The sequence below is a fragment of the Shewanella sp. MR-4 genome (assembly GCF_000014685.1).
GTDB lineage: Bacteria > Pseudomonadota > Gammaproteobacteria > Enterobacterales > Shewanellaceae > Shewanella.
Genome location: NC_008321.1, coordinates 42,591 through 69,116 on the forward strand (window position 1 = coordinate 42,591; position 26,526 = coordinate 69,116).

Sequence of the window (26,526 nt, forward strand, 5' to 3'; positions counted from 1 at the left end):
ATCAATGAATGAGTGTTCATAGCAATATGTACAACGACTTATTAAGTTAAGTCGATTCAGAATTCATTGAGTCGAATCTTCGGATTCAAAAAACTTTTAATTGAAGAGTTTGATCATGGCTCAGATTGAACGCTGGCGGCAGGCCTAACACATGCAAGTCGAGCGGCAGCACAAGTAAGTTTACTTATGAGGTGGCGAGCGGCGGACGGGTGAGTAATGCCTAGGGATCTGCCCAGTCGAGGGGGATAACAGTTGGAAACGACTGCTAATACCGCATACGCCCTACGGGGGAAAGGAGGGGACCTTCGGGCCTTCCGCGATTGGATGAACCTAGGTGGGATTAGCTAGTTGGTGAGGTAATGGCTCACCAAGGCGACGATCCCTAGCTGTTCTGAGAGGATGATCAGCCACACTGGGACTGAGACACGGCCCAGACTCCTACGGGAGGCAGCAGTGGGGAATATTGCACAATGGGGGAAACCCTGATGCAGCCATGCCGCGTGTGTGAAGAAGGCCTTCGGGTTGTAAAGCACTTTCAGTAGGGAGGAAAGGTTGTAAGTTAATACCTTGCAGCTGTGACGTTACCTACAGAAGAAGGACCGGCTAACTCCGTGCCAGCAGCCGCGGTAATACGGAGGGTCCAAGCGTTAATCGGAATTACTGGGCGTAAAGCGTGCGCAGGCGGTTTGTTAAGCGAGATGTGAAAGCCCCGGGCTCAACCTGGGAATTGCATTTCGAACTGGCAAACTAGAGTCTTGTAGAGGGGGGTAGAATTCCAGGTGTAGCGGTGAAATGCGTAGAGATCTGGAGGAATACCGGTGGCGAAGGCGGCCCCCTGGACAAAGACTGACGCTCAGGCACGAAAGCGTGGGGAGCAAACAGGATTAGATACCCTGGTAGTCCACGCCGTAAACGATGTCTACTCGGAGTTTGGTGTCTTGAACACTGGGCTCTCAAGCTAACGCATTAAGTAGACCGCCTGGGGAGTACGGCCGCAAGGTTAAAACTCAAATGAATTGACGGGGGCCCGCACAAGCGGTGGAGCATGTGGTTTAATTCGATGCAACGCGAAGAACCTTACCTACTCTTGACATCCACAGAAGAGACCAGAGATGGACTTGTGCCTTCGGGAACTGTGAGACAGGTGCTGCATGGCTGTCGTCAGCTCGTGTTGTGAAATGTTGGGTTAAGTCCCGCAACGAGCGCAACCCCTATCCTTATTTGCCAGCGCGTAATGGCGGGAACTCTAGGGAGACTGCCGGTGATAAACCGGAGGAAGGTGGGGACGACGTCAAGTCATCATGGCCCTTACGAGTAGGGCTACACACGTGCTACAATGGCGAGTACAGAGGGTTGCAAAGCCGCGAGGTGGAGCTAATCTCACAAAGCTCGTCGTAGTCCGGATTGGAGTCTGCAACTCGACTCCATGAAGTCGGAATCGCTAGTAATCGTGGATCAGAATGCCACGGTGAATACGTTCCCGGGCCTTGTACACACCGCCCGTCACACCATGGGAGTGGGCTGCAAAAGAAGTGGGTAGCTTAACCTTCGGGGGGGCGCTCACCACTTTGTGGTTCATGACTGGGGTGAAGTCGTAACAAGGTAGCCCTAGGGGAACCTGGGGCTGGATCACCTCCTTACCTATACGACTAACTTGATGTTTGTTGAGTGTTCACACAGATGGCTTGTTGAACTTCTCGAAAGAGGAGGGAGAGCGAAATGCGCCGCGAGCCGGTAAGCATTGTTCTTTAACAATTTGGAAAGCTGATAGTAATTAATACAATGATGTCTGTCGTTGTGTTAATACGAAAAAAATTGAGTTCTTAAAACACTTTTTAAGTGTCTTGAATATTCAAGTCTAAGGCGAGTCCATCTTCTTGGTCGAAGATGAGACAAGTAAAACCAGCTGGTCGCAACAGCGCAAGTGATGTGAAACTCATTTGGGTTGTATGGTTAAGCGACTAAGCGTATACGGTGGATGCCTTGGCAGTCAGAGGCGATGAAGGACGTAGTAACTTGCGAAAAGCGTTGGCGAGCTAGTAACAAGCATTTGAGCTAACGATGTCCGAATGGGGGAACCCGGCCGCATAAGCGGTCATCATGTAGTGAATACATAGCTACATGAGGCAAACGAGGGGAACTGAAACATCTAAGTACCCTTAGGAAAAGAAATCAACCGAGATTCCCCTAGTAGCGGCGAGCGAACGGGGATTAGCCCTTAAGTCAGAGGGGTGTTAGTGGAATGGTCTGGAAAGTCCAGCGGCACAGGGTGATAGCCCCGTACACGAAAACTAACCTTTGATGAAAACGAGTAAGGCGGGACACGTGATATCCTGTTTGAATATGGGGGGACCATCCTCCAAGGCTAAATACTCCTGACTGACCGATAGTGAACCAGTACCGTGAGGGAAAGGCGAAAAGAACCCCTGTGAGGGGAGTGAAATAGAACCTGAAACCGTATACGTACAAGCAGTGGGAGCGGTACTTGAGACCGTGACTGCGTACCTTTTGTATAATGGGTCAGCGACTTACGTTTTGTAGCGAGGTTAAGCGAATAGCGGAGCCGTAGGGAAACCGAGTGTTAACTGCGCGTTTAGTTGCAAGGCGTAGACCCGAAACCCGGTGATCTAGCCATGGGCAGGTTGAAGGTTGAGTAACATCAACTGGAGGACCGAACCGACTAATGTTGAAAAATTAGCGGATGACTTGTGGCTGGGGGTGAAAGGCCAATCAAACCGGGAGATATCTGGTTCTCCTCGAAAGCTATTTAGGTAGCGCCTCGGACGAACACCTTTGGGGGTAGAGCACTGTTAAGGCTAGGGGGTCATCCCGACTTACCAACCCTTTGCAAACTCCGAATACCAAAGAGTGCTATCCGGGAGACAGACGGCGGGTGCTAACGTCCGTCGTCAAAAGGGAAACAACCCAGACCGTCAGCTAAGGTCCCAAAGTGTATGTTAAGTGGGAAACGATGTGGGAAGGCTTAGACAGCTAGGATGTTGGCTTAGAAGCAGCCATCATTTAAAGAAAGCGTAATAGCTCACTAGTCGAGTCGGCCTGCGCGGAAGATGTAACGGGGCTAAACATACCACCGAAGCTACGGGTGCAATCCATTAGGGTTGCGCGGTAGAGGAGCGTTCTGTAAGCCGTTGAAGGTGAAGGGGTAACCCACGCTGGAGGTATCAGAAGTGCGAATGCTGACATGAGTAACGATAAAGGGGGTGAAAAACCCCCTCGCCGAAAGACCAAGGGTTCCTGTCCAACGTTAATCGGGGCAGGGTGAGTCGACCCCTAAGGCGAGGCCGAAAGGCGTAGTCGATGGGAAACAGATTAATATTTCTGTACTTCCGCTAACTGCGATGGAGAGACGGAGAAGGCTAGGCTAGCGCGGCGTTGGTAGTCCGCGTTTAAGGTGGTAGGTGGGTGACTTAGGCAAATCCGGGTCACTATACACTGAGAGCTGATGACGAGTCCCCAAGGGGATGAAGTAGTTGATGCCATGCTTCCAGGAAAATCTTCTAAGCTTCAGGTTAGCGGGAATCGTACCCCAAACCGACACAGGTGGTCGGGTAGAGAATACCAAGGCGCTTGAGAGAACTCGGCTGAAGGAACTAGGCAAAATGGTACCGTAACTTCGGGAGAAGGTACGCTGCTGTTGGTGATGGGACTTGCTCCCTAAGCTGACGGCAGTCGCAGATACCAGGTGGCTGCAACTGTTTATCAAAAACACAGCACTGTGCAAAATCGCAAGATGACGTATACGGTGTGACGCCTGCCCGGTGCCGGAAGGTTAATTGATTGGGTTATCGCAAGAGAAGCTCATGATCGAAGCCCCGGTAAACGGCGGCCGTAACTATAACGGTCCTAAGGTAGCGAAATTCCTTGTCGGGTAAGTTCCGACCTGCACGAATGGCGTAATGATGGCCACGCTGTCTCCAGCCGAGACTCAGTGAAGTTGAAATTGCGGTGAAGATGCCGTATACCCGCGGCTAGACGGAAAGACCCCGTGAACCTTTACTATAGCTTGGCACTGAACATTGACCCTACATGTGTAGGATAGGTGGGAGACTTTGAAGCGGGAACGCTAGTTCACGTGGAGTCGTCCTTGAAATACCACCCTTGTAGTGTTGATGTTCTAACTTGGGCCCCTAATCGGGGTTAAGGACAGTGCCTGGTGGGTAGTTTGACTGGGGCGGTCTCCTCCCAAAGAGTAACGGAGGAGCACGAAGGTTGGCTAAGTACGGTCGGACATCGTACGGTTAGTGCAATGGCATAAGCCAGCTTAACTGCGAGACAGACACGTCGAGCAGGTACGAAAGTAGGTCATAGTGATCCGGTGGTTCTGAATGGAAGGGCCATCGCTCAACGGATAAAAGGTACTCCGGGGATAACAGGCTGATACCGCCCAAGAGTTCATATCGACGGCGGTGTTTGGCACCTCGATGTCGGCTCATCACATCCTGGGGCTGAAGTCGGTCCCAAGGGTATGGCTGTTCGCCATTTAAAGTGGTACGCGAGCTGGGTTCAGAACGTCGTGAGACAGTTCGGTCCCTATCTGCCGTGGGCGTTGGATGATTGAGGGGAGTTGCTCCTAGTACGAGAGGACCGGAGTGAACGAACCGCTGGTGTTCGGGTTGTCATGCCAATGGCATTGCCCGGTAGCTATGTTCGGAATCGATAACCGCTGAAAGCATCTAAGCGGGAAGCGAGCCCCAAGATGAGTCATCCCTTGGACTTTAAGTCCACTAAAGAGCCGTTCGAGACTAGGACGTTGATAGGTCAGGTGTGTAAGCGTTGTGAGGCGTTGAGCTAACTGATACTAATGACTCGAGAGGCTTAACCATACAACCCAGATGGGTTTTACTAAGTGATACTTAGACGAATAGAAACACTTAAGAAGTGGCACTCAATACAGCTTTCTAAATTAACAAATAAAGGTTAATTACGCAGGTAATTGTACGGCAGACAAAGCCGTGACGAGCGAAGGGCGGAGTGTACGGTAGTACATGAGCACTGGAGTGAGGAAACAATGCCGTCAGACGTAGAATTAACCAGTAAGAATTTGCTTGGTGACAATAGCATTGTGGTCCCACCTGATCCCATCCCGAACTCAGAAGTGAAACGCAATCGCGCCGATGGTAGTGTGGGGTCTCCCCATGTGAGAGTAGGTCATCGCCAAGCGCCTAATTTAACTTAATGTGCGAACGTTAAGTTAAAGGAGCGGTAGTTCAGTTGGTTAGAATACCGGCCTGTCACGCCGGGGGTCGCGGGTTCGAGTCCCGTCCGCTCCGCCAACATTAAGAGATAAGCCTCTGCAGCAATGCAGAGGCTTTTTTCGTTATGCAGTTTTGTCTATTTCCGCTTGCAACGAATTCGTTGACTGGGATATTACGGATAACGGCTTACTTTTGGCGAGTCGTTATCTGCTTGGTTTTTGATTAAAAGAGCTTAGCGATTTGTTTATGATAAACTGCTCATTTTTATGGTGAGACTGGTGAGTTTTTCATTTGTGGGAATGCGGTTGTGCGCCACTTGGCAGTATTGAACTGTGCTTCTGCCTTCACATCAATTAAACGTTATAATGTCTACCAACTTTTACGAGTAATAAAATGAATTGTCGTTTAGGCTGCGGTGCTTGTTGTATTGCACCTTCTATTAGCAGTGGGATCCCAGGTATGCCAAATGGTAAGGCGGCCGGGGAGCGCTGTGTGCAGCTCAGTGATGATAATTTATGTTTGATTTTCGGCTCGCCTGATCGTCCCGCGGTTTGTAGTGATTTTGAAGCGTCTTTAGATGTCTGTGGACACTCTAATGAAGAGGCGCTCTGGTTGATCACAAACCTTGAAACTCAAACATCTCAATAGTTTATTGCTGACAGGTGAATTATGCAGTTAACACGCTATACCGACTTTGGTGTTCGCACGCTGATGTATCTGGCGGTTCAGCCCGATAGAACAACCCTATTCAGGATCGCAGAGATTACCGAGGTATTTGATTTGTCGCCAAATCATGTCTCGAAGATTGTACATCACTTAGGCAAATTAGGTTATCTGGAAACCATACGCGGTAAAATGGGCGGATTTCGTTTAGGGAAACCAGCGAGCGAGATTAACCTCGGGCAGCTGATCCGTGCGTTAGAGAACTCTCTGGCACCGATTGATTGCAGCAAACCCTATTGCCGTTTTACTCCCGCCTGCCAGTTGAAGGGCGTGTTAGCTCAAGCCGTTGAGGCGTATTTAAACGTACTCGATCAATACAGCCTGCAGGACATTGTCAGCAATCGAAATGAGTTGTTGGCACTGCTGCCAGACATGACTATTTCTGTCTTACAGTTGGATTAGTGCCTTTCTCATGGGCTAGTTCGATGGGCAACAAGCTTGACGTCGGCACTAGCTCAATCCCTTCCGCCTTTAGGCGCGCTAAGTTTGTTTTTAAGAAGTGAATGGTTTCGGGGTAAGGATGGGCGATAGCCACTAAACTGCCTTGCGAGTGAGCCTGACTTATCATCAAATTAAACTGTTTTTCCAATGCTGCGGCACTGACGTCATTATCGAGAAAGAGTTGACGTCGTAGCAGTGGCACGCTGAGCGAATCTGCCTTATCTCCCGCCTTAGTGAACTTGGTTGTCATACTGTCGACAAAGTAGAGCTGCTTCTGCTTTAGCGTTTCCATCACCCACAACATAGGATCATCGAGCTGCGTTAGTAGGCTTCCCATATGATTGTTGGCGCCTTTAGCAAAGGGCACACTGGCGATGGCAGCAAGTACACTGCTACGTATCTGTGCTTCGCTCATATTATTCGTTAAACCACCAACACCTAAGGCTTTACCATTGAGTGCCTGCATGGGTAAGTGCAGCATAATCTCGTGGCCCTTGGCGTGCGCGGCTTTGGCTAATTTATTGCTGAGCGGCGTGTGTGGCAGTACCGACAAGGTGACTGCGCTTGGGAGTGACAGCACGGCTTCGTCGGTGTGGCGATAGCCAATATCATCGATGATCAAGGCGATTTGGGCTGCATTGCTTGACGCAATGCACAGGGCCCAAAGGGCCAATATATAAAATAAACGCACTATTTCTTCTTATTAGTCATGATGTTGTATCCAAGCGATTGCCGAGGTGACTAGGCTGTCTTGGCTAACATCGGTTCGTGCTGAGATGGCGTCGATTATAGCCATATTCTTTTGATTGGAGCCAGTTTCGGTTGTAACTTTAATGTCGGGCACTATGCCGATATCGTGAATGTTTTCCCCTCTGGGCGTGTTGTACTGGGCGATGGTGAGCTTGATGGCGTTGCCGTCGTTCAGTATGGGGATCAGGCTTTGTACAGTGCCTTTGCCAAAGCTCGTTTCACCGAGCAGTTTGGCGCGGCCATTTTCCTGCAGGGCGGCTGCGAGGACTTCGGAGGCGGAGGCCGAGCCTTTGTTGATCAGCACTAACATAGGCACATTGGTCAGCATGGTTTGCGGTGAGGCGTAATAGTCGGAGTTGGCATCGAAGAAGCGGCCAGAGGTTGAGACTATTCGGCCCTTCGCTAAAAAGAGATCAGCAATCTTGATTGCCTGATCCAGCAAGCCGCCGGGATTATTGCGTAAATCTAATATCAAACCCGTAAGATGCGCGTTTTGCCACTGGCTTAAACTGCGCACCATGTCTTCGGTGGAGTTCTCTTGAAAGCTACTGAGCCTAATGTAGCCGATATTACCATCCAGTAATTTGCTGGCGACAGATTGAATAGTAATAGTGCTGGGCTTAAGGGATACCTCAAATTCCACGGCATCATTACGGTGTTTAAGCGTCAGGCGAATACTTTGATTGTTAATGCTATGTTGTTTGATTTGATTGAGGATATCCGCAAGATTGGTTTCGGTGGTTGGGGTGTTATTCAGCTTGATAATGATATCGCCCGCTTGGATACCGGCCTGTTCGGCGGGGGAATTGGCAAAGGGCGCGATAATGCTGATATGGTCTTTATCGCTGGCGACCTCAAAGCCAAAGCCGAAGTATTCGCCGCGATTTGAGTCTTTTAAGTCGAGTAATTCTTGGTGATTTAAAAAGCTGGAATAAGGATCTAAGTGCTCAAAAATCCCTTTAATGGCGGCTTGCACCAGCTCATCTTTGGAAACGGTTTTAACGTAATAGGTTTCGACCGTTTCTAATACATCCTGCAATAGCGGGTAGTCGAAGTCACTCTGATATGACTTGGCATTCTCTTGGCTGGAGAGGCTAATGGACAGACCTAGGCTTAGGCCGAGTCCAAGGCAGACGATATTGCGGATTAGTTGTTTCATAGCCGTCCCCTGTGATGATGGGGACGGCTACCTTAGCGAGAGTACTGATTAACGGCAGTACTTGGCTGGATCGACCGCTTGCCCCTTATACCTTATTTCAAAGTATAGGCCAGGCTCTGTCTGTCCACCCGAACGTCCGACTAAAGCAATAGCTTCACCGGTTTTGACTATGTCCCCAGGGCTTTTTAACAGGGCCTGCGCATGGCCGTAGAGGCTCATGTAACCTTTACCATGGTCTATCACCATCACCATACCAAAGCCTTTAAGCCAGTCGGCATAAATGACTTTACCGCCAGAAACTGCGCGAATATTTTGCCCTTCGGGTGCGGAGAGCATAGTGCCTTTCCACACCACTTGACCGGATCTTGGGCTGCCAAAGCTGGCACTGACACGACCTTTGGTCGGCCACTTGAGTTTCCGCCTTGTTTATCGAAGCCTTCCATTGAGGGGTTATCACGCATCGCCTTAAGCGCTTGCTCAACCACTCGTTTTAAGCTGGCCTCTTCAATTTGCAGTTGTTCGAGTTCGGCGCCCTTGGTATTCAGGGTGCGCTGTAATTCTTTAAGGGTGAGCTGGCGTTGATCTTGTTCTTGGTTCAAGCGCTTAGATTGCACTTGTTGCTCGGCCATCAGCTTAGTTAATTGTTTTTGCTTGCTGGTTTGCGAGACTTTAATTTCATCTAGTTCGGTGATGGTTTTTTTTAACTCGTTAATCGAGTTCATGCGTGCCTTGTTGAGGTATTGGTAATAGGCCAACATCCGCTCAATCGTGGCGGGACTCTGCTGATTCAGCATCATCTTAGTGTAATCGTGGTTACCGGCAAGATAGGCGCTCGAGAGTTGTTTTGAGAGCGTTTTTTGCTGGCTGACCTTGAGGGTTTCTAACTCTTCCTGGCGTTGTTTGAGTTCGGCGAGTTTAGTATCAATCTGCGCCAAACTGTTTTTGGTGCTATTGACCTTTTTGGCTGCAGCCGCAATCGCCTCTTCGTCACTACGCAGCAAAGCGAGTAACTTTTCCCGCTGTTTACTGGTGTTTTTGAGCGCACTTTGTTGTTGGTTTATCTGCGCTTGGATGGATTTCAACTCGGACTGACGCTTCTCCAAATCAGAAGCGTAGACCGAGAAAGATAACATCATAAAGCCAGCAATAATGCTGGCTTTAACGGGGAGTCGAGTGCTCACTAGGTAACAATTACTCTTTTACGTGGATTAAGGGCTTACCCGTCATCTCTGCGGGAATGGTTTCACCCATTAGGTGCAGAATCGTTGGGGCGACATCGCTCAGTTTACCGCCTTCATCTATGGTGGCGTCACGGCCAACAAACACAAAGGGCACGAGCTCACTGGTATGCGCCGTATGGGCTTGGCCAGTGGTTTCATCGGTCATCTGCTCGGCGTTGCCGTGGTCAGCGGTAATAATACATTCGCCACCCACTTTCGCCAGTGCGTCAACTACGCGGCCGATACAGGCATCGACAGCTTCGCAGGCTTTAACCGCCGCATCGAAGTTGCCAGTATGACCCACCATATCACCGTTCGGGTAGTTACAGATAATCACATCGTATTGAGCGGATTCAATCGCTGCGACTAACTTATCCGTCAGCTCGGTTGAGCTCATCTCGGGTTGTAAGTCGTAGGTTGCCACTTTAGGTGAGTTGATCAGGATGCGATCTTCACCGTTAAATGGCTCTTCCTTACCGCCGTTGAAGAAGAAGGTTACGTGGGCGTATTTTTCAGTTTCGGAGATACGTAACTGAGTACGGCCACGGTTTTGTAGCACTTCACCTAAAGTATTAACTAGGTTTTCAGAAGGATAAGCGATAGGTGCTTTGATATCGGCTGCGTATTCAGTCAGCGTTACAAAGTTAACCTTTGGCGTCACTGCACGTTCAAAACCATCGAAATCGGCATTGATAAAGCTACGGGTGATTTGACGAGCACGGTCGGCGCGGAAGTTCATAAAAATCAGTGCGTCGCCATCGTTCAAGCTGGCAACCTTGCCTTCGCTATCGGTAATGGCTGAAGACGACACAAACTCATCGTTTTCGTTACGCTCGTAAGCGGCTTCTAGCGCGGTCACGGCGTTATCGTATTGGAACTTCGCCTTGCCTTGAGTGATCAGGTCGTAAGCCTGAGACACGCGGTCCCAGCGGTTATCGCGGTCCATGGCAAAGTAACGACCAATAATCGAGGCGATACGGCCATGGCCCAATGTAGTAAACAGATCATCAAAGTGGCTTAGGCTGCCTTTGGCGCTGCGAGGTGGGGTATCGCGACCATCTAAGAAGGCATGTAAGTACACTTTAGTGGCACCGCGCGCCACTGCCATACGGCACATTGCTTCGATATGCTCTTCATGGCTGTGTACGCCACCGGGAGAGAGCAGACCCATAATGTGCACTGCACCACCGGCTTTGACTGCTACATCGACGGCATCGCAAAGGGCTGGGTTTTGTTCAAATTCATGATCTGCAATGGCTTTGCTGATACGAGTCAGCTCTTGGTAAACGATTCGGCCAGAACCTAAGTTGATATGGCCTACTTCAGAGTTCCCCATCTGCCCATCGGGCAAGCCTACATCTAAGCCTGAACCTGAAATTAAACCGTGGGCATATTGGGCGTTGAGACGGTCGAGTACTGGTGTGTTGGCGTGGTAAATCGCATTCATATGCGTATTTTCACGGTAACCCCAGCCATCGAGGATCAACAACGCGATTGGACGTTTAGTTGTCGTCATGGTGATACCTTTAAAGTTTAAGGAAGCTAAAGAAATCTGAAATTGGTTAAATATTACTACGTAAGCGGGGTACGAAAAAGCGCTTTACCTAGATTAAGGTCATCGAATCGCTATTTGAGCAGATTCTGTGAGCGCCAAGAGAAGCGTGATGGCGCAAGGGCTGAGCTGTGTTCTAGAACTGTGACTAAACTGCTGCAATCTGCTAAGGCAATCGGTATACTCTGTGCCCTTATCGAATTTTTCGCCATTTATACGGGCTGTAACCATGCAAGAATATATCGAATTTTTTAAGGCTCACACTATGCTAAGTCTGGCTTGGGTGGGTTTGTTTGTAATGCTTGTGGTCAGTGTGATCAAATCGAGCTTCTCTAAAATCAAAAATGTCACTCATCAAGAACTCACCACTATGGTGAACAGACAAGACGCTAAAGTCGTGGATGTGCGTTCAAATGACGAGTTCCGTAAGGGCCATATTGTTGATGCAGTTAACGTTACGCTCGCGGATATCAAAAATAATCAGGTTTCAGCCCTTGAAAAGTTCAAAGGCAGTCCCATTATACTGGTATGCAATGCTGGCATGACCTCGTCTCAAGCGGCTCAGCTTTTAAGTAAACAAGGTTTTGAAAACCTGTATAACTTGAAAGGTGGTATGGGTGAATGGCAGGCAGCGAATATGCCTGTTTCAAAAAGCAAAAGATAAGTTGTCGGCGGCAGTTATGCGCTGTGCTGCATAGTTAACTGATTGTGCAGCAGTTGCGTCATCATTGTTTGGCATACTAATCCTGTGGTCACTAAGGGCTTAAATTAAGTATTTAGATTGACTTCAAAAGTACCCCGTTAAGGGAACGTTGGGACGGTACTGAGATCTCATTCAGGCATCAAAGCATAAGCCCAGCTAAATAGACAAAAAAGCCAACCAGATAAGTGTTGGCATAACATTGATAGGATAGGTAGGAAATTATGGCTGAAGTAGCAAACAACGAACAACAAGCCCCACAATTCAACATCCAACGTGTTTACACTAAAGATGTTTCTTTCGAAACACCTAACAGCCCAGCTGTATTCCAAAAAGAATGGAATCCAGAAGTTAAGTTAGATTTAGACACTCGCAGCGCTAAATTAGCCGACGACGTATACGAAGTGGTTCTGTCTTTGACTGTGACTGCACAAAACGCTGGCGAAACTGCATTCCTGTGTGAAGTACAACAAGCTGGTATCTTCTCAATCGCAGGTCTGACTGAGCCACAACTGGCTCACTCATTAGGTGCATACTGCCCTAACATCCTATTCCCATATGCGCGTGAAGCTGTAGGTAGCTTAGTGGGTCGTGGTACTTTCCCACAACTGAACTTAGCTCCAGTAAACTTCGACGCTCTGTTCGCACAATACGTGCAACAACGTCAAGCCGCAGCAGCTGCACCAGCAGCCGAAGAAGCTAACGCTTAATTACATGAAAAACTCTGCCGATATCACGGTGTTGGGGGCGGGTTCTTATGGCACCGCCCTTGCCATCTCTCTAGCCAGCAATGGTCATAAGACCTTGTTGTGGGGGCACGATCCTGCCCATATGCAAACGCTCGCTCAGGACAAATGCAACCAAGCTTTCTTGCCTGGTATTGCCTTCCCCGAGTGTTTACATATCGAAGCCGACTTAGCCAAAGCCTTAGCGGCCAGCAATAATGTGCTGGTTGTGGTACCTAGCCATGTGTTTGGCTCGGTACTGGCCCAAGCGAAACCTTTGTTACGCCAAGATGCTCGCATCGTATGGGCGACCAAAGGACTCGAGCCTGAAACCGGACGTTTGCTGCAAGATGTGGCCCGTGATGTGTTAGGCGAGCAATATCCGCTGGCGGTATTGTCAGGACCTACGTTTGCGAAGGAATTAGCCATGGGGTTACCTACGGCGATTTCGGTTGCGGGCACTTGTCCTAAATTTACCGCTGAGCTAGTGGAATTGCTGCACAGCCCTAAACGCTTACGTGTTTACGCTAACGACGACTTTATCGGCCTGCAATTAGGCGGCGCGGTGAAGAATGTTATCGCGATTGGCGCGGGGATGTCCGACGGTATTGGCTTTGGTGCCAACGCCAGAACGGCGTTAATTACCCGTGGTTTAGTCGAGTTAACCCGCTTAGGCGAAGCCTTAGGCGCCAGTACCGCCACCTTTATGGGCATGGCTGGATTAGGCGACCTAGTGTTGACTTGTACCGACAACCAATCCCGTAACCGCCGCTTTGGTTTAGCCTTAGGTAAAGGCTGCGATGTGGATACCGCCCAGGCCGAAATCGGCCAAGTGGTTGAAGGTTATCGCAATACTAAAGAAGTGTTTACCCTAGCGAAGCGCATGGGCGTCGAAATGCCGATCACCGAGCAAATCTACCAAGTGTTATACCAAGGCAAAGCGCCCTTGGATGCCGCCAAAGAACTGCTCAGCAGAGAAAAGAAATCAGAAACGCCAGCGCAATAAAGCGCGAGTCGTGATGATGCTGAATAAAATAAAGGGTGCTAAAATAGCGCCCTTTTTTATGTCCGATCGCCATCGCCTTAATGTACTGGCAGCAGTCTGCATTGGCTGTATCCATTAAGGCTGGATGCTGAACGCGGAATATCTACCCCAATATCAAAGACCAATACTGTAACCCAGTCTTTGAACTATTTGGGATGATGGGCAATAGCCAAATTAATTTATCGACTGGAGTATAAGTGTGAAACATCATGATGTAATTATTATCGGAGCCGGCGCCGCAGGATTAATGTGTGCTGCAACAGCGGGTTACCGAGGTCGTGATGTACTGGTACTCGATAATGCCAAGCAGGCTGGGCGTAAAATCCTTATCAGCGGTGGCGGCCGTTGTAACTTTACCAATCTGAAAGTCGAACCCGCCAACTTTATCTGTGGCAACCCGCACTTTGTCAAATCCGCATTGGCGCGTTATCCGTCGCAGCAGTTTATCGAACTGGTTGAGCGCCACGGCATTGAATACCACGAGCGTGACCATGGCCAGCTGTTCTGTAATGACTCGGCCAAAGAGATAGTCACTATGCTGCTGACCGAATGTGAGTGGGCTGGCGTGAGCATTAAACTTCGCACCGATATTCTGGCGGTGAGCAAAACCGAGGCAGGCCGCTTTGAGCTAAACACCTCAAATGGCGAGTTAAGTTGCGACTCCTTAGTGATCGCCACCGGCGGTTTATCAATGCCAAAACTCGGCGCCACACCCTACGGCTATCAATTGGCCGAGCAGTTTGGGCTTAAGGTGTTGCCAACTCACGCGGGTCTGGTGCCTTTTACTTGGCACAGCGAAGATAAAATTCGCTTCGAACCGCTGTCGGGCATTGCCGTACCGAGCCGTATTACCGCCAAAGATGGCACCGCCTTTAGCGAAGCCTTACTCTTTACCCACAGAGGCTTATCTGGCCCCGCTATTTTGCAGATTTCCAACTACTGGAAAGCGGGCGAAACCATAGAAATCAATCTATTACCCAATATGGATGCCGCGCAGGCTTTAGAGCAACAACTGGCCGCACATCCTAAACAGAGTCTGCGTAATACCTTAAGCCAGTGGTTACCTAAGCGGCTGGTGGAAGTGTTATTCGATGAAGCTTTACTCAACAAAGCCTTAAATCAGCTGGTTCATGCAGAGCGCGCCAAGTTAGTCGACGATCTGCACCGCTGGACAGTCTTAATGAATGGCACGGAAGGTTATCGCACCGCCGAAGTGACACTCGGCGGCGTGGATACCCATGAACTCTCCTCCAAAACCATGGAAGCCATAAAAGTCCCCGGCCTATTTTTTATCGGCGAAGTGATGGATGTCAGCGGTTGGTTAGGCGGGTTTAACTTCCAATGGGCCTGGGCATCTGGTGTGGCCGCAGGAAGGGTTGTGTGACAAACGATAGCCTTATATAGATTATGCTTTAGTGCAGGATTATTGCAGTTGTTGATCAAAGCATTTGAAGTAGGTGTACATTTTGTGGTCTAATCGACCCTCGGATTTCAACAAAAATGAAAAGTATGAACTTAGTTGAGTTGAGTGGTCTAAACTGATATCCGTAGAATATCTGTAAACGTTGAGATTTTGCTGTATAAATGACTAATGCTTTTCTTCATTTCACTATAGACCTAAAAGGGCTGTTAAAATGACTAGAGAACAACGGAAGGTGACCCTCTGGACTAGCAACTACTCTGATCGTTCAGGATTAGAAAAAGTTAATGTTGAATTACCTATTAGCAATGAGTTGAAAGGAAAGATTCAGGCGGCATTCTCAAGTTCTTCATCTGATGAGCGCATTAAAATGTATGCATCGGTAACTGATAATGCTTCTTTAGCTCGAGTATTCGGCTAACATTTTCTGATAATAAGACATTTTAACCGCCCGATAGTAAAACTAGGAGGCGGTTTTTGTTTATCCAATGTTGCTACGCGGTCGATTGAATTGAATACAAATAAACCTTTAAGATTTTTTGATTTTTCTTCTGCAGATAATCCGCTCGTTGAAATTCAGAGGAGATTGGGATCTCAACAGTCTCGTTATGTATCTAAGTACTTGAATTTTTTGGGTGCAAAAAAAGTATTAGTTGAGGATAATTACTTCGACAGGGACTATCTTAATGAATTCTCCGCATTTTATAGTCTTAGTGCCAAAGGGTATCCAAATATTTGTCAACGCCTTCATTTTTTTTCTACTATGCGGCTCGATAGAGAGTTGTTTGTTAGTGCGGTTGGAGGGGACGAAAGTGCTATTGATGAGCTTCAAAATGGTTATTTAGGGTTTATAGTTGTTAGGCCTATTACTGATTCACCTTTTGGTAGAACGGTGTTGAAGTGGTATCCAGATCAAACACCGGGAACGCCAAGAGTTACACAACCATCTAGAGATTATGTATGCAATGTTGCTGGACTAGAGTTTTGTGTTCATGGATTGGCATGGCAGCAGCAAGATTCTGGCGTCGCTGCATGCGCTACAATTGGTATTTGGAGCATGCTTCACTCCTCAGCATTTAATGAATGTAATGCCATCCCAACAACATCAATGATAACTGAGGCTGCACATTCTTCTGCACTTGTAGGGCGTCCACCTTATCCATCGCATTTCCTTAGAATTGATCAAATACAACATGCGATTATTCAACTTGGTTTTTCACCAGCCATAACTAATGGTGAATTAGTTGGCCAATTCTTTACTACTGCTCGGTTTGCAAATACTTGCGCAGCATATCTTCGATCTGGCTATCCTCTCCTAATTGGGGGCGTCCATGGTGATGGTGTACCAGTTGGTCATGCTGTTTGTGCTGTAGGATTTAGGGAGCCAGCTCCTCAACAAGGAGGTGGTATTGCTGAGGTATCTTTACAAGATGATAATATTTCATACCTCTATATTCACGATGATAATATTGGACCAAATGTTAGATTTAAATTAATCACACAAAAAGTCCATGAAGGAACTCCTGAAGAGTTTGAACGCTGTGTTATGAAAATGGAGACTCCTGCTTACCTAAATGTTGGTGCGGCTGAAAACCTTGATAATACAACAATTATACCTCAATCCATTATTGCTGCTGTTCATCCTGATCTTAAAATAACTTCAGATAGTTTTTTTCGACATGGTATATCTCTAACTGGAAGTTTACATGCCGCATTAAAGGAATATACGGAAGGAATGAATATTGAACCAACATCACTTGTTTTTAGCACTCGTTTTGTGATGTTGAAAGATTACTTATCAATTGAACTAAAGAGACAGTTAGGGAGCGAGCCTGATTTATTATCTAACACTAGAATTCAGCTCCAAGAAAATGTACCGCCAATGAGTCTACATTTAGCATTACTTAGAATTGCGATGCCAGATGCATCTGTATTAATTGATGTTTTGTTTGATACAACAGATACGGACAAAAACAGATCTGTTTTTTGTCATGTTGTATATGACCTAACATTTGCGAATTTTCTAGACGTACTACAGACTAATGTAAGAGAACGATTTTTAGGGGTGTTTGTGAAAGCATATAAATAATTACAATCCCTTAATTTTATAGCGTCTGTAGGTAAGAGAGTTTGGTTCGTTGTATATAATAATTCTGGAGACTACAATCTATATTTTATAGTTAAATAAGTTATATTGATTATTATTTTTATAAAATAACTAAGTAAAGACTTACATTAGGAATGAGGTCTAAATTTAAAAGGTATCAACCTTTCTATTGTTCTTAAATAACGTGATTTACCCAATTGCCAATTTGGTTTCTGCATAGCGCAGCTTTTTTACCCTTGGGTTGGCAAGGAAGTAGGCCAACATCAGTGGGCCGAGGCGACCCATGAACATCATAAAGATGATGATGGCTTGGCCTAGGCTAGTTAAGTTACCTGTCAAACCGCGGGATAAACCGACTGTGCCCAGTGCGGATATGGCCTCGAAGACGATATCGACTAACGGCGCTTTCTCGCTTAATACCAATATGAAGATGGCCAGCCAAGATACGACCAAAGAGATGATGGTTAGCGCTAAGGCTTTGCTGACGGTATCTTTGGGGATTTCCCGCTTAAACACATACACTGCTTCATCGCGGCGTAAATAGCCGTAGGTGGCGAGAATAAGCACCATAAAGGTCACGACTTTAATGCCGCTGGCGGTGCTGAGGGAGCCGCCGCCGATAAACATCAGCACTAAAATCAATAGGGTGGAACCATCCTCGAGTTGGTCTATGGGCAAGGTGTTAAAGCCTGCGGTGCGCGGGGTCACGGCTTGAAACCAAGAGGCCAACCATTTGCCGAGCTCGCTTAAGGGCGCGAGGGTGTTGGGGTTGTTGTATTCAATCAGGTAAATGGCTATCACGGCCACGGCATTGATCAGTATGGTGCCAGTAATCATCATGCGGCTGTAGACGGTGAGTTTCGACCAACGTTTATTGCGCTTAAGGTCAATCCACACCGAAAACCCAAGGCCGCCCACAATAAATAAACCTGTGATGGTGAGGTTAACGACTGGGTCGGCCACATAGGGGATTAAGCTATCTGGGCTTAGGGCAAAACCCGCGTTATTAAAGGCGCTAATAGTATAAAAGAAGCCATGAAATAAGCTAGTTTGCCAACCCAATTCGCCGCTCCAGTAGACAGATAAAATCAGCATACCCACGGCTTCAACCAATAGCGAAAACACCAGTACGGCCTTAGCAGTCGAGACTAAGGTAGAGGTATCGGTTTGATTAAACGCTTCTTTCGCCACTGTTTGCTGCAAGAAACCTATCTTACCGCCCAGCGCTATTAGCGTGACTATGGCAAAGGTCATCAAGCCTAGGCCGCCGCATTGAATTAACAGCGCGATAATCACTTGGCCAAAGGGCGTGAACATACTGCCAGTATCGACGACCACAAGCCCTGTGACCGTCACCGCCGAGGTCACGGTAAAGAGGCTTTGCAGCCAAGTAATAGGCGACTCGGTGGCGATAGGCAGTTTAAGCAAGCAAGTGCCAAGTAAGATCAGCAGAGCAAAACTGACACTTAAGATAAAGGGCGGCGCGCCAAAGAGTTTTTTACCGCTTTTAGGTGTGTGCTCTAGGGTGAGCGAAGGATGCCATTGAACCACGTTACACCAACCTTGGTGCGAGCTGTTTTAACTCGGCACGGCTACCGCAGAGGAATAGGGTATCCTCTGTGTGCAGGCTAAAGTCGCTATCAATCTTGCTAAATACGTTGTGCTCACGTTTAACCATCAGCGCCGCTATCTTGCCCTTAGGATTGCGTGGGACATTGGTTTGCTCATCGGTGCTGTGCTCCTGCAAGCTCCCGAGCAGTTGGCCAACAGTGGTGTGATGCAACTGGGCTTTAATATGGATTTCAACAATATAAAGCCCATCGCCGATGGCGAGAAAGTTATTCACCATAGGATAGTTAAGCGACTGGGCGACGCGGATCCCCATTTCCTCCTCGGGATGAATAATGCGGGCAACGCCGAGTTTCGACACTATGGTATGGTGCGCCATGGTGCTGGCCTTGACCCAAATCGTCTGCACGCCGAGGTTTTTCAGTGCCAGCGTGCACAGCAGGCTAGACTGCATATCCTCACCGATAGCGACCAGCACTGCCTCGCAGTTGGTCAGATCGAGTTCGCGCAGCGACGCCTCATCGGCGCAGTCGCAAATCACCGCTTCGGTAAGACTTTCTACATATTTTTCAACGATTTTTGGGTCGCTATCGACACCGGTAACCGTGTGGCCTAAGTGGATGAGTTCGAGGCTCGCGGCAACGCCGAAGCGGCCTAATCCGATGACAGTAAAATGTGCCATTTCATATCCTTTTGTGGTTGAGCTAAAGAGTGAGGCGAGTTGGCCTAGGGCGGGCCGAGGTCGGTGAGTCGATACCCTAAGCCGGGCTCGGTTTTGATCAGTTGTTGTTCGTCGCTGTCGTTAAGCTTTTTACGCAGTTGGCGGACTAAAATCCGCAGATAGTGGCTATCTTCCTGGTGAGTCTCGCCCCAAATATTGCGCAGCAGTTCGCTCTGTTTCAGTAATTGCCCTGGGTGGGACATGAGTTGGGCGAGCAGGGCAAATTCCTTCTTGGTAAGCGCCACTTCCTGTTGATTCAGCCAGCATTGATGGCTGCTCTTTTGTAGGGTGAGCGGGCCAAATTGCAGCATATCGATGGTGCTTGAGGTATCCACAAGATCACGGACTAATACCTTGATACGCACGATTAATTCCCTGATGCCAAAGGGCTTACTCAGATAATCGTTAGCACCAGCCTCGAGCAGACGGATTTTTTCTTCCTCCTGATCGCGAGCGGTGAGCACCAGCACTGGGGTCTTATCCTGCTGGCGCAGCCCATGGAGCAACTCGATACCATCGCCATCGGGCAGGCCGAGGTCGAGCACAATAAGGTGCGGCTGGTGGCTTTGGTATTGTTTAAGCGCCGTGGCTATGCTGGTGGCGCTTAAGTATTCAAAGCCTTCCGCTTCGAGTGAGATCCGCATAAAGGTATGGATTTGCGGCTCATCATCCACCACTAAGATCTTATAAGCCATTTATGCCGCCTCCGTGGTTATGGGTAAGGCGATGCGGATCAGGCTGCCTTGGGCAACGCTTTCGGCGCCGATGCTGCCCCTGTGGGCGGTAATAATGCCTTTGGCGACCGCAAGGCCTAATCCCGCACCGCCATCGGTCGAGGGATGTTGACGATAGAACAGTTCGAAAATGGCCTCGGCGTCGGCTGGCGCTATGCCCTGTCCTAAGTCTTGAATATCGATGCGCAGCAGTTGTTGGTGGCGGTACAGATTTACCGTAACAGGCAGTTCTGCGGGCGAGTAGCGCAGGGCATTGTCGAGCACATTGAAAATCGCCTGTTCAATCAAAGAGCTACAAATCATTAATGGCGGAAGTTCTGGCTCACTATGAATTTGGATCCTAGGTTGCGCGGTTTGAAAGCGGGCAATAGTGCGTTGTAACACTTCGCGTAGATTGGCTTCGTCTAGGCTAAATTTGAGCGCACCGTGTTGTAACTTGGTCGCCTGCAAGAGGTTTTCGATATATTGGTGCAGGCGATGACTCTCGGCGGCGGCCGAGTCAATAAGCTCCTCGTTTTGCTCAGGACTGAGTTTAGCTTGGTATTCCTTCAGCGTGGTTAAGGTGCCGATAATGGTCGCAAGCGGCGTGCGTAAATCGTGGGAGACCGAGAGTAAAATACTGTTTCTGAGCTGTGCCTGTTCGAGTGCCTGCTGCTGGCGGCGGTAATGTTCGGCTAACTTGCTGCTAGTGAGGGCGACCAGCAAAAACACGCTTAGATTGACTATGTCTTCGACGTTGAACATCTGCAACGAATAGCGCGGCGTGGTGAATAAAAAATTGAAACTGACGGCGCCAAACACGGCCACAAAATAGGCGTAGTTGGCGCTGCATTGCAGGGCCACGGCGACCACGGCTAATTGCAGGATAAGCAGTACGGCAATGGCCGAGCCTGAAAAGTGATCAATCAAATAGCTAGTGAGCAGAGCAATCACTAACAGCATGGCGGTAAATAACGCGGGATGCGTGCGCAAGTATTGGTTGATGGAGGCTGTGTTTGCAAAAGTCATAACGGCTAAGGCGTTGCTGAAGTTAAGGCTACTCTAGCAAAGGCCTATGGTGATAGCGCGTAAAAAATCCGTAAAATTTTCTGTGGCTTGGCGTGTGGTCATTGTCTGACATTTACATCAGGCTGGCGGTTCTGCTCGCCGTCTTACATTAGAAAAGGGCTATAAATACCGCCATTACGCGAGGCAATCTTGCTTGATTACCTCGCGCTAAGCATGAAAGGCTTGGGTTACCAAGGGATGGTCGGCGGCATTAAGCGTTTGCCGTTATAACCCGGCACTGTGGCAAAACGTGGGGACTTGGCCTCCCAATCGGCTTGGGCGCTGGCGATATCTTCCTTACTGTGGCCGACAAAATTCCACCAAATACTGACGGTGTCGGCGAGGGGCGCGCCGCCAATCAGCAGTAAACGTGCGCCAGGGTGAAGCTCGAGCGTCACACTCTCGCGCAGCATGCCAAGATAAGCGAGGTTATTGTTATCAAAGGCCTCGTCGTCGATATCGAATCGGCCCTCGAGGGGCATTAGGCCATATTCAAATCGCGGGTCTAGCCTGAGCGTCAGTTGTGTCGCCTCTGCGGCGAAGATATCGAGCGCGACGATTGGTGAAAAGTGCAGCGTGGGCGCTTGCTTATCCTTCCACGAGCCAATCAATAGGGTGAATTCGACGCCCGCCTCCTGCCAAGTGGGCAGCTGGGGATAATGGTCGAATCTAGGGGCTGTGTCTTTGTGCTCCAGCGGCAGCGCAATCCATAGCTGCACCGCATGCATAGTGCGATGACCTTCGACGGACTCTTCGGTGTGGGCGATACCATGGCCAGCGGTCATCAGATTGACTTGCTTTGGGCGGATCACTTGGGCGCTACCTAGGCTGTCCCTGTGCATGATTTCCCCCTCCAGCATCCAAGTGAAGGTTTGAAGGCCAATATGGGGATGCTCGCCCACATTCATTAAGGGGCCGTCGGTGACTGGGCCAATATGATCCAGAAAACACCATGGTCCTATGAGTCGACGCGGTTTTTGTGGAATCGCCCGCGCCACGGGTATCCCGCCCACATCACTGATTTTGGGAGCAATATGCTGGATTTGGATCCGCCCATCTTCGACGGGGCATTCCCTTGGGCCGCCGTAAAACTGTGCTTGAACTTCACTCATGTTCGCTCCTTATTCCTTGGTGAGGACACACTTAGTTAGTGTTTATCTGGCATGCTGAACTGGTTTTGATCCTATCTTACATTCGCACTGAAGGTATTAGCTTTGGGCATTCCCACGGGTTTTGCAAATTGTCCTTAGATAGACTTTGTTAACCCCATTCAAAGGCGAATATGTGACTGAGCCCGCGTGTATGGGAGTTTTTGCTGTCCTTTACTTTAGCAAGCCTGTATTTATGTGGGGCATTAGCGTTTGATGTTTTACTCGAGCCGCATCGCGGGCGAGTTCTGGGTTAGTCTCGGTGATTTTTATCCTTCAGGCGTTAAGTCAGATCTGTAAAATCGTGTCTATTTTCTATCGGTACTGGTGTGGCGGCGACGTTGCTAGCCTAAACCTTAATCCATTCAGCGTACCGTTTAACACTAACACAGATAGAATTCACATGTAGAATTAGGTCGTCACTCAGCGCGATGGCTTAGGGGGAAGCGTGCTCGAAAATCAAATGATGTTACTGGCGGTATTTGAACGGGCAGCCTTGATGCTGATGACCCTGTTCTTTTTAACCCGCACTCGACCGTTCCAGCGTTTATTCCAAAAGCGTAATCACACCCCCGCAGAGCTGGTCTCTGTGGCGGCGATATTTTGCTTATTTGCGGTGTTCAGTACTTATACTGGCATTGAGGTTGAAGGTGCGCTGGTTAACGTGCGGATTATCGCGATTATTTCCGGCGGGATTCTATTTGGCCCTTGGGTTGGTATTCCTGCAGGCGTGCTGTCGGGGCTACATAGATATCTGATTGATATGGATGGCGATACTTCTATCCCGTGTCTAATCGCCAGCATTATTGCCGGTCTAATGGCGACCTGGATTTACTATAAATGTCCCAAATCTAAGTTGTGGATTTATGGCATTGCGGCGGGCATGTTGTGCGAAACACTGACCATGTTGTTGATTTGGCTGCTGACAGAGCCACACGAGGTAGGCGTTGAGATAGTGAGTCACATTGCCTATCCCATGATCGCAGGCACTGTGTGTATTGGACTTATCATCAAGCTAGTGCAAGACCTCGACGATGAAAAAGAACTGATTGCCGCTAAGCAGGCCAAGCTCGCGCTGGATATTGCCAACAAAACCTTACCTTTCTTCCGCAAAATTGATCGCCAAGCCTTAGAGCAAGTGTGCGCCGTGATCCGTAATGAAATCCATGCCGATGCCGTGGCGATTACCGATACTCGCGATGTATTAGCCTATATGGGCGTTGGTAAAGATTACTACGAGGTTGATGGTCATCAGGCCATTAGTGAAATGACGCAAAGGGCGATAGAGCTAGATCAAAACATTATTAACAACGACTTACGCCAATATCATTTATCTGATTTTCATTCGGTCATCATAATTCCGCTGCGCGAAAACGGCACGGTAAGCGGTACGCTGAAGATTTATTATCGCAATAACTACCGGATTACCAGCTCGCTGCGGGAGATGGCGGTGGGCTTGTCGCAGTTGATTTCGACCCAGATTGAGGTGTCGCGCATCGAGCAACTGCAAGAGATGACCCGTAAGGCGGAGTTCACTGCACTGCAGAGCAAGATTAACCCACACTTTTTGTTTAATGCCCTCAATGCGATTTCTTCTTTGATCCGCATTCGACCACAGCAGGCGCGGGAGTTGATTGCCAATCTGGCCGATTATCTGCGTTATAACTTAGACAAAGGCGATGAGCTGATTGATATCCAAGAAGAAGTTAAACAAGTACGCGATTATGTGGCGATAGAGCAGGCGCGCTATGGCGACAAGCTTGAAGTGGTATTCGATGTCGACGATGTGCATTTTTGTGTGCCTTGTCTCCTGTTACAGCCGCTGGTGGAAAACGCCATTTTGCACGGCATTCAGCCGCGTAGTGCGCCGGGCAGAGTGACCATAGAGGTGAAAAAACTCGATGCTGGCATTCGGGTGGCCGTGCGTGATACGGGTTATGGCATTAGCCAAGAGGTAATTGATGGTGTCGCCGCCGGTCGTATCGAGAGCAGCAGTATTGGACTGACGAATGTGCACCAGAGGGTGAAGTTATTGTACGGTGAAGGGCTACAGCTTAAACGGCTAAATCCGGGGACCGAAGTTAGCTTTTATTTACCAGAAAATGAGGCGCAAGTATGTTAAAAGCCATCATAGTTGAAGATGAATATCTGGCCCGTGAGGAGCTGGAGTATTTAGTAAAGAGCCACAGTGAGATAGACATAGTGGCAAGCTTTGAGGATGGCTTGGAAGCCTTTAAATATTTGCAGGATCATGAGGTCGATGTGGTGTTTTTGGATATCCAAATTCCGTCTATCGATGGCCTATTGCTGGCGAAAAATCTGCATAAATCGACCCATCCACCCCATGTGGTGTTTGTCACAGCCCATAAAGAATTTGCGGTAGAAGCGTTCGAACTCGAAGCCTTCGATTATATTCTCAAGCCCTACAATGAGCCGCGGATCATCAGTTTATTGCAGAAAATTGAGCAAGTTGGGCGACAAGCACCCAAGCCACAGCATGAGGCTGCGAGTAACGCCAGTCGTACCGTCAACTTAGTCAAAGGTGAGCGAATTATCGTCACGCCCTGCGAACAAATTTATTACGCCGAGGCCGATGAAAAACTCACCTATGTGTATACCCGCACCGACCGCTATGTGATGCAGATGACCATCAGCGAGTTTGTCAGCCGCTTGCCCGCCGAGGGCTTTTTCCGTTGCCACCGTTCCTATTGCGTCAATATCAACAAAATCCGCGAAATCGTGCCCTGGTTTAATAGCACTTATCTGATCCGCTTGCATGATTTGTCGTTTGAGGTGCCCGTTAGCCGTAGTAATATTAAGGCTTTTCGACAGCTGATGAGGCTGTAATTGTCATTCATTCCTGCAGATCTGTATTTCATGCCTTAATTGATCGGCGCCAATTGCATCTCTCTTATAGTGGACTCAATTCCTGATCCCCTAAAGCGAGATGCATCATGACTAAAGAGATGAACCGTACTCGGTACCTGACCTTAGTTGGTACTATTATCACCCAGTTTGCACTCGGCTCTGTTTACACTTGGAGCCTGTTCAATGCGCAATTGGCTGCAAAGCTCGATGAACCCGTTAGCCAAGTGGCATTTGTGTTTGGTTTACTGAGTTTGTCTTTGGCCGTGGCTTCTTCCATGGCGGGTAAATTACAGGAACGCTTCGGCGTGCGTAATGTCACCTTAGGTGCAGGTGTGTTACTCGGGTTGGGATTCTTACTCACAGCCCAAGCCAGTAACTTGATGATGCTTTACCTGTGTGCCGGGATTTTAGTGGGCTTTGCCGATGGCACTGGCTACTTGATGACCTTGTCTAACTGCGTGAAGTGGTTCCCCGAACGCAAAGGGCTGATTTCGGCATTAGCGATTGGTGCTTATGGTCTAGGTAGTCTCGGATTCAAGTACATCAACATGTTGTTACTCGAAAACACAGGCCTTGAAACTACCTTCCAACTGTGGGGCCTAATCGCCATGGCGCTAGTTTTGTGTGGCGGCATGTTGATGAAAGATGCGCCAGCACAATCCGCCGCAAGTCAGCAAGCCGAAAGCCGCGACTTCACCCTCGCAGAAGCCATGAGTAAGCCACAATACTGGATGTTGGCGCTGATGTTCCTATCGGCCTGTATGAGTGGTTTATATGTGATTGGTGTGGCGAAAGATATCGGCGAGAAGATGGTCGACTTGCCCGTACTAGTCGCCGCCAATGCGGTTGCTGTCATTGCGATGGCGAACCTCTGTGGTCGCTTGGTGCTGGGTATTCTGTCGGACAAAATCCCTCGTATTCGGGTCATTTCGCTGGCGCAGATCATCACCTTAGTCGGTATGGTGTTACTGTTGTTTGTACCTTTGAATGCTAACTTGTTCTTCGTCGCGGTCGCCTGCGTTGCCTTTAGTTTTGGTGGCACTATTACTGTTTATCCCTCATTGGTGAGTGACTTCTTCGGCCTGAATAACCTGACTAAAAATTATGGTGTTATCTACTTAGGTTTTGGTATAGGCAGCATTATAGGTTCGATTGTCGCCTCGTTATTCGGTGGCTTTATCGCGACCTTCAACGTGATTCTAGTGCTGCTGGTGGTGGCGTTAGTGATGTCATTAACCATACGTTTGCCAGAACCTAAAACTCCAGCATCAGCCAAGAAAGCGACCAAGAGCACAACCCACTTAGTGAACATGGCGACTGAATCGGCGTAAGCACAAACACTTTGCCCTCTTAGCCAAGAGCTCAAACAAAAATCCGCAGC

The 26,526-nt window shown here is 48.7% G+C and carries 19 protein-coding genes, 1 tRNA gene, 3 rRNA genes and 1 pseudogene; 15 read left to right on the forward strand and 9 right to left on the reverse strand.

All coding sequences use genetic code 11. The annotated features are described in order from the left end of the window. The first annotated feature begins 97 nt into the window (after window positions 1-97). The 6 genes from SHEWMR4_RS00210 to SHEWMR4_RS00235 all read left to right on the forward strand — a co-directional run bounded on the left by SHEWMR4_RS00210 (window position 98) and on the right by SHEWMR4_RS00235 (window position 6,341). A 16S ribosomal RNA gene (locus SHEWMR4_RS00210) occupies window positions 98-1,640 on the forward strand. 311 nt (window positions 1,641-1,951) lie between these two features. After that, window positions 1,952-4,844: ribosomal RNA gene (locus SHEWMR4_RS00215) — 23S ribosomal RNA — on the forward strand. A 221-nt stretch (window positions 4,845-5,065) separates the two neighbouring features. After that, a 5S ribosomal RNA gene (gene rrf, locus SHEWMR4_RS00220) occupies window positions 5,066-5,181 on the forward strand. Together the 16S, 23S and 5S rRNA genes with 1 tRNA gene alongside form the textbook arrangement of a ribosomal RNA operon. 36 nt (window positions 5,182-5,217) lie before the next feature. Then, window positions 5,218-5,294 (forward strand) — tRNA-Asp (locus SHEWMR4_RS00225). Between the two features lie 315 nt (window positions 5,295-5,609). Further along, the gene (locus SHEWMR4_RS00230) at window positions 5,610-5,864 is read left to right on the forward strand and encodes a YkgJ family cysteine cluster protein (RefSeq protein ID WP_011620876.1); all 255 of its coding nucleotides are present in this window, start codon (window positions 5,610-5,612) and stop codon (window positions 5,862-5,864) included. Between the two features lie 21 nt (window positions 5,865-5,885). Next, window positions 5,886-6,341, forward strand: coding sequence for an Rrf2 family transcriptional regulator (locus SHEWMR4_RS00235; protein ID WP_011620877.1), 456 nt, complete (start codon window positions 5,886-5,888; stop codon window positions 6,339-6,341). Here SHEWMR4_RS00235 and SHEWMR4_RS00240 read toward each other — a convergent pair. The 4 genes and pseudogenes from SHEWMR4_RS00240 to gpmM form a co-directional block, all read right to left on the reverse strand. Then, the gene (locus SHEWMR4_RS00240) at window positions 6,316-7,071 is read right to left on the reverse strand and encodes a divergent polysaccharide deacetylase family protein (protein ID WP_011620878.1); all 756 of its coding nucleotides are present in this window, start codon (window positions 7,069-7,071) and stop codon (window positions 6,316-6,318) included. The genes SHEWMR4_RS00235 and SHEWMR4_RS00240 overlap by 26 nt on opposite strands. A gap of 12 nt (window positions 7,072-7,083) precedes the next feature. Then, window positions 7,084-8,289, reverse strand: coding sequence for a S41 family peptidase (locus SHEWMR4_RS00245; RefSeq protein ID WP_011620879.1), 1,206 nt, complete (start codon window positions 8,287-8,289; stop codon window positions 7,084-7,086). Window positions 8,290-8,337: 48 nt separating this feature from the next. Then, window positions 8,338-9,470: pseudogene (locus tag SHEWMR4_RS00250) on the reverse strand (murein hydrolase activator EnvC family protein). A 10-nt stretch (window positions 9,471-9,480) separates the two neighbouring features. Further along, on the reverse strand, window positions 9,481-11,025 hold the full coding sequence (gpmM, locus tag SHEWMR4_RS00255) for a 2,3-bisphosphoglycerate-independent phosphoglycerate mutase (RefSeq protein WP_011620880.1): 1,545 nt from the start codon (window positions 11,023-11,025) through the stop codon (window positions 9,481-9,483). Between the two features lie 265 nt (window positions 11,026-11,290). Here gpmM and SHEWMR4_RS00260 point away from each other — a divergent pair, with 265 nt between their 5' ends. The 6 genes from SHEWMR4_RS00260 (at window position 11,291) to SHEWMR4_RS00280 (ending at window position 17,040) form a co-directional block, all read left to right on the forward strand. Then, window positions 11,291-11,725, forward strand: coding sequence for a rhodanese-like domain-containing protein (locus SHEWMR4_RS00260; RefSeq protein ID WP_011620881.1), 435 nt, complete (start codon window positions 11,291-11,293; stop codon window positions 11,723-11,725). A 260-nt stretch (window positions 11,726-11,985) separates the two neighbouring features. Further along, window positions 11,986-12,471: a protein-export chaperone SecB gene (gene secB, locus SHEWMR4_RS00265; protein ID WP_011620882.1), complete on the forward strand. Its 486-nt coding sequence runs from the start codon at window positions 11,986-11,988 to the stop codon at window positions 12,469-12,471. Between the two features lie 4 nt (window positions 12,472-12,475). Then, on the forward strand, window positions 12,476-13,492 hold the full coding sequence (gene gpsA / locus SHEWMR4_RS00270; RefSeq protein WP_011620883.1) for an NAD(P)H-dependent glycerol-3-phosphate dehydrogenase: 1,017 nt from the start codon (window positions 12,476-12,478) through the stop codon (window positions 13,490-13,492). 238 nt (window positions 13,493-13,730) lie between these two features. Further along, entirely contained in the window at window positions 13,731-14,915 is a 1,185-nt protein-coding gene (locus tag SHEWMR4_RS00275; protein ID WP_011620884.1) for an NAD(P)/FAD-dependent oxidoreductase, read from the forward strand. 250 nt (window positions 14,916-15,165) lie between these two features. Further along, on the forward strand, window positions 15,166-15,372 hold the full coding sequence (locus SHEWMR4_RS20870) for a hypothetical protein (RefSeq protein ID WP_157037018.1): 207 nt from the start codon (window positions 15,166-15,168) through the stop codon (window positions 15,370-15,372). 90 nt (window positions 15,373-15,462) lie between these two features. Further along, entirely contained in the window at window positions 15,463-17,040 is a 1,578-nt protein-coding gene (locus SHEWMR4_RS00280) for a hypothetical protein (RefSeq protein WP_011620885.1), read from the forward strand. A gap of 207 nt (window positions 17,041-17,247) precedes the next feature. On the opposite strand, the gene SHEWMR4_RS00285 is transcribed toward SHEWMR4_RS00280, so the two are convergent. The 5 genes from SHEWMR4_RS00285 to SHEWMR4_RS00305 form a co-directional block, all read right to left on the reverse strand. Next, on the reverse strand, window positions 17,248-18,609 hold the full coding sequence (locus SHEWMR4_RS00285; protein ID WP_011620886.1) for a TrkH family potassium uptake protein: 1,362 nt from the start codon (window positions 18,607-18,609) through the stop codon (window positions 17,248-17,250). A 1-nt stretch (window position 18,610) separates the two neighbouring features. Beyond that, on the reverse strand, window positions 18,611-19,309 hold the full coding sequence (locus tag SHEWMR4_RS00290) for a potassium channel family protein (protein ID WP_011620887.1): 699 nt from the start codon (window positions 19,307-19,309) through the stop codon (window positions 18,611-18,613). A 44-nt stretch (window positions 19,310-19,353) separates the two neighbouring features. Beyond that, on the reverse strand, window positions 19,354-20,043 hold the full coding sequence (locus tag SHEWMR4_RS00295) for a response regulator transcription factor (protein WP_011620888.1): 690 nt from the start codon (window positions 20,041-20,043) through the stop codon (window positions 19,354-19,356). Then, window positions 20,044-21,090, reverse strand: a complete 1,047-nt coding sequence (locus tag SHEWMR4_RS00300; protein WP_011620889.1) for a DUF4118 domain-containing protein — start codon at window positions 21,088-21,090, stop codon at window positions 20,044-20,046. 227 nt (window positions 21,091-21,317) lie between these two features. Continuing rightward, window positions 21,318-22,241, reverse strand: coding sequence for a pirin family protein (locus SHEWMR4_RS00305; RefSeq protein WP_011620890.1), 924 nt, complete (start codon window positions 22,239-22,241; stop codon window positions 21,318-21,320). Between the two features lie 484 nt (window positions 22,242-22,725). Between SHEWMR4_RS00305 and SHEWMR4_RS00310 the strand changes: the two genes are divergently transcribed. The 3 genes from SHEWMR4_RS00310 to SHEWMR4_RS00320 all read left to right on the forward strand — a co-directional run bounded on the left by SHEWMR4_RS00310 (window position 22,726) and on the right by SHEWMR4_RS00320 (window position 26,476). Further along, window positions 22,726-24,399, forward strand: a complete 1,674-nt coding sequence (locus SHEWMR4_RS00310) for a sensor histidine kinase (protein WP_011620891.1) — start codon at window positions 22,726-22,728, stop codon at window positions 24,397-24,399. Beyond that, window positions 24,393-25,124, forward strand: coding sequence for a LytR/AlgR family response regulator transcription factor (locus tag SHEWMR4_RS00315; protein WP_011620892.1), 732 nt, complete (start codon window positions 24,393-24,395; stop codon window positions 25,122-25,124). The genes SHEWMR4_RS00310 and SHEWMR4_RS00315 overlap by 7 nt, the downstream gene beginning before the upstream one ends. 107 nt (window positions 25,125-25,231) lie before the next feature. Further along, window positions 25,232-26,476, forward strand: a complete 1,245-nt coding sequence (locus SHEWMR4_RS00320; protein WP_011620893.1) for an MFS transporter — start codon at window positions 25,232-25,234, stop codon at window positions 26,474-26,476. The last annotated feature ends 50 nt before the right edge of the window (window positions 26,477-26,526 follow it).

What these genes read in the sequence shown, in the direction of transcription:
- SHEWMR4_RS00230 (WP_011620876.1), top strand. Translation starts at nt 5,610, where the DNA reads ATGAATTGTCGTTTAGGCTGCGGTGCTTGTTGTATTGCACCTTCTATT.
- SHEWMR4_RS00320 (WP_011620893.1), top strand. Translation starts at nt 25,232, where the DNA reads ATGACTAAAGAGATGAACCGTACTCGGTACCTGACCTTAGTTGGTACT.
- SHEWMR4_RS00245 (WP_011620879.1), bottom strand. Translation starts at nt 8,289, where the DNA reads ATGAAACAACTAATCCGCAATATCGTCTGCCTTGGACTCGGCCTAAGC.
- SHEWMR4_RS20870 (WP_157037018.1), top strand. Translation starts at nt 15,166, where the DNA reads ATGACTAGAGAACAACGGAAGGTGACCCTCTGGACTAGCAACTACTCT.
- SHEWMR4_RS00305 (WP_011620890.1), bottom strand. Translation starts at nt 22,241, where the DNA reads ATGAGTGAAGTTCAAGCACAGTTTTACGGCGGCCCAAGGGAATGCCCC.
- secB (WP_011620882.1), top strand. Translation starts at nt 11,986, where the DNA reads ATGGCTGAAGTAGCAAACAACGAACAACAAGCCCCACAATTCAACATC.
- gpsA (WP_011620883.1), top strand. Translation starts at nt 12,476, where the DNA reads ATGAAAAACTCTGCCGATATCACGGTGTTGGGGGCGGGTTCTTATGGC.
- SHEWMR4_RS00315 (WP_011620892.1), top strand. Translation starts at nt 24,393, where the DNA reads ATGTTAAAAGCCATCATAGTTGAAGATGAATATCTGGCCCGTGAGGAG.
- gpmM (WP_011620880.1), bottom strand. Translation starts at nt 11,025, where the DNA reads ATGACGACAACTAAACGTCCAATCGCGTTGTTGATCCTCGATGGCTGG.
- SHEWMR4_RS00260 (WP_011620881.1), top strand. Translation starts at nt 11,291, where the DNA reads ATGCAAGAATATATCGAATTTTTTAAGGCTCACACTATGCTAAGTCTG.
- SHEWMR4_RS00290 (WP_011620887.1), bottom strand. Translation starts at nt 19,309, where the DNA reads ATGGCACATTTTACTGTCATCGGATTAGGCCGCTTCGGCGTTGCCGCG.
- SHEWMR4_RS00295 (WP_011620888.1), bottom strand. Translation starts at nt 20,043, where the DNA reads ATGGCTTATAAGATCTTAGTGGTGGATGATGAGCCGCAAATCCATACC.
- SHEWMR4_RS00300 (WP_011620889.1), bottom strand. Translation starts at nt 21,090, where the DNA reads ATGACTTTTGCAAACACAGCCTCCATCAACCAATACTTGCGCACGCAT.
- SHEWMR4_RS00235 (WP_011620877.1), top strand. Translation starts at nt 5,886, where the DNA reads ATGCAGTTAACACGCTATACCGACTTTGGTGTTCGCACGCTGATGTAT.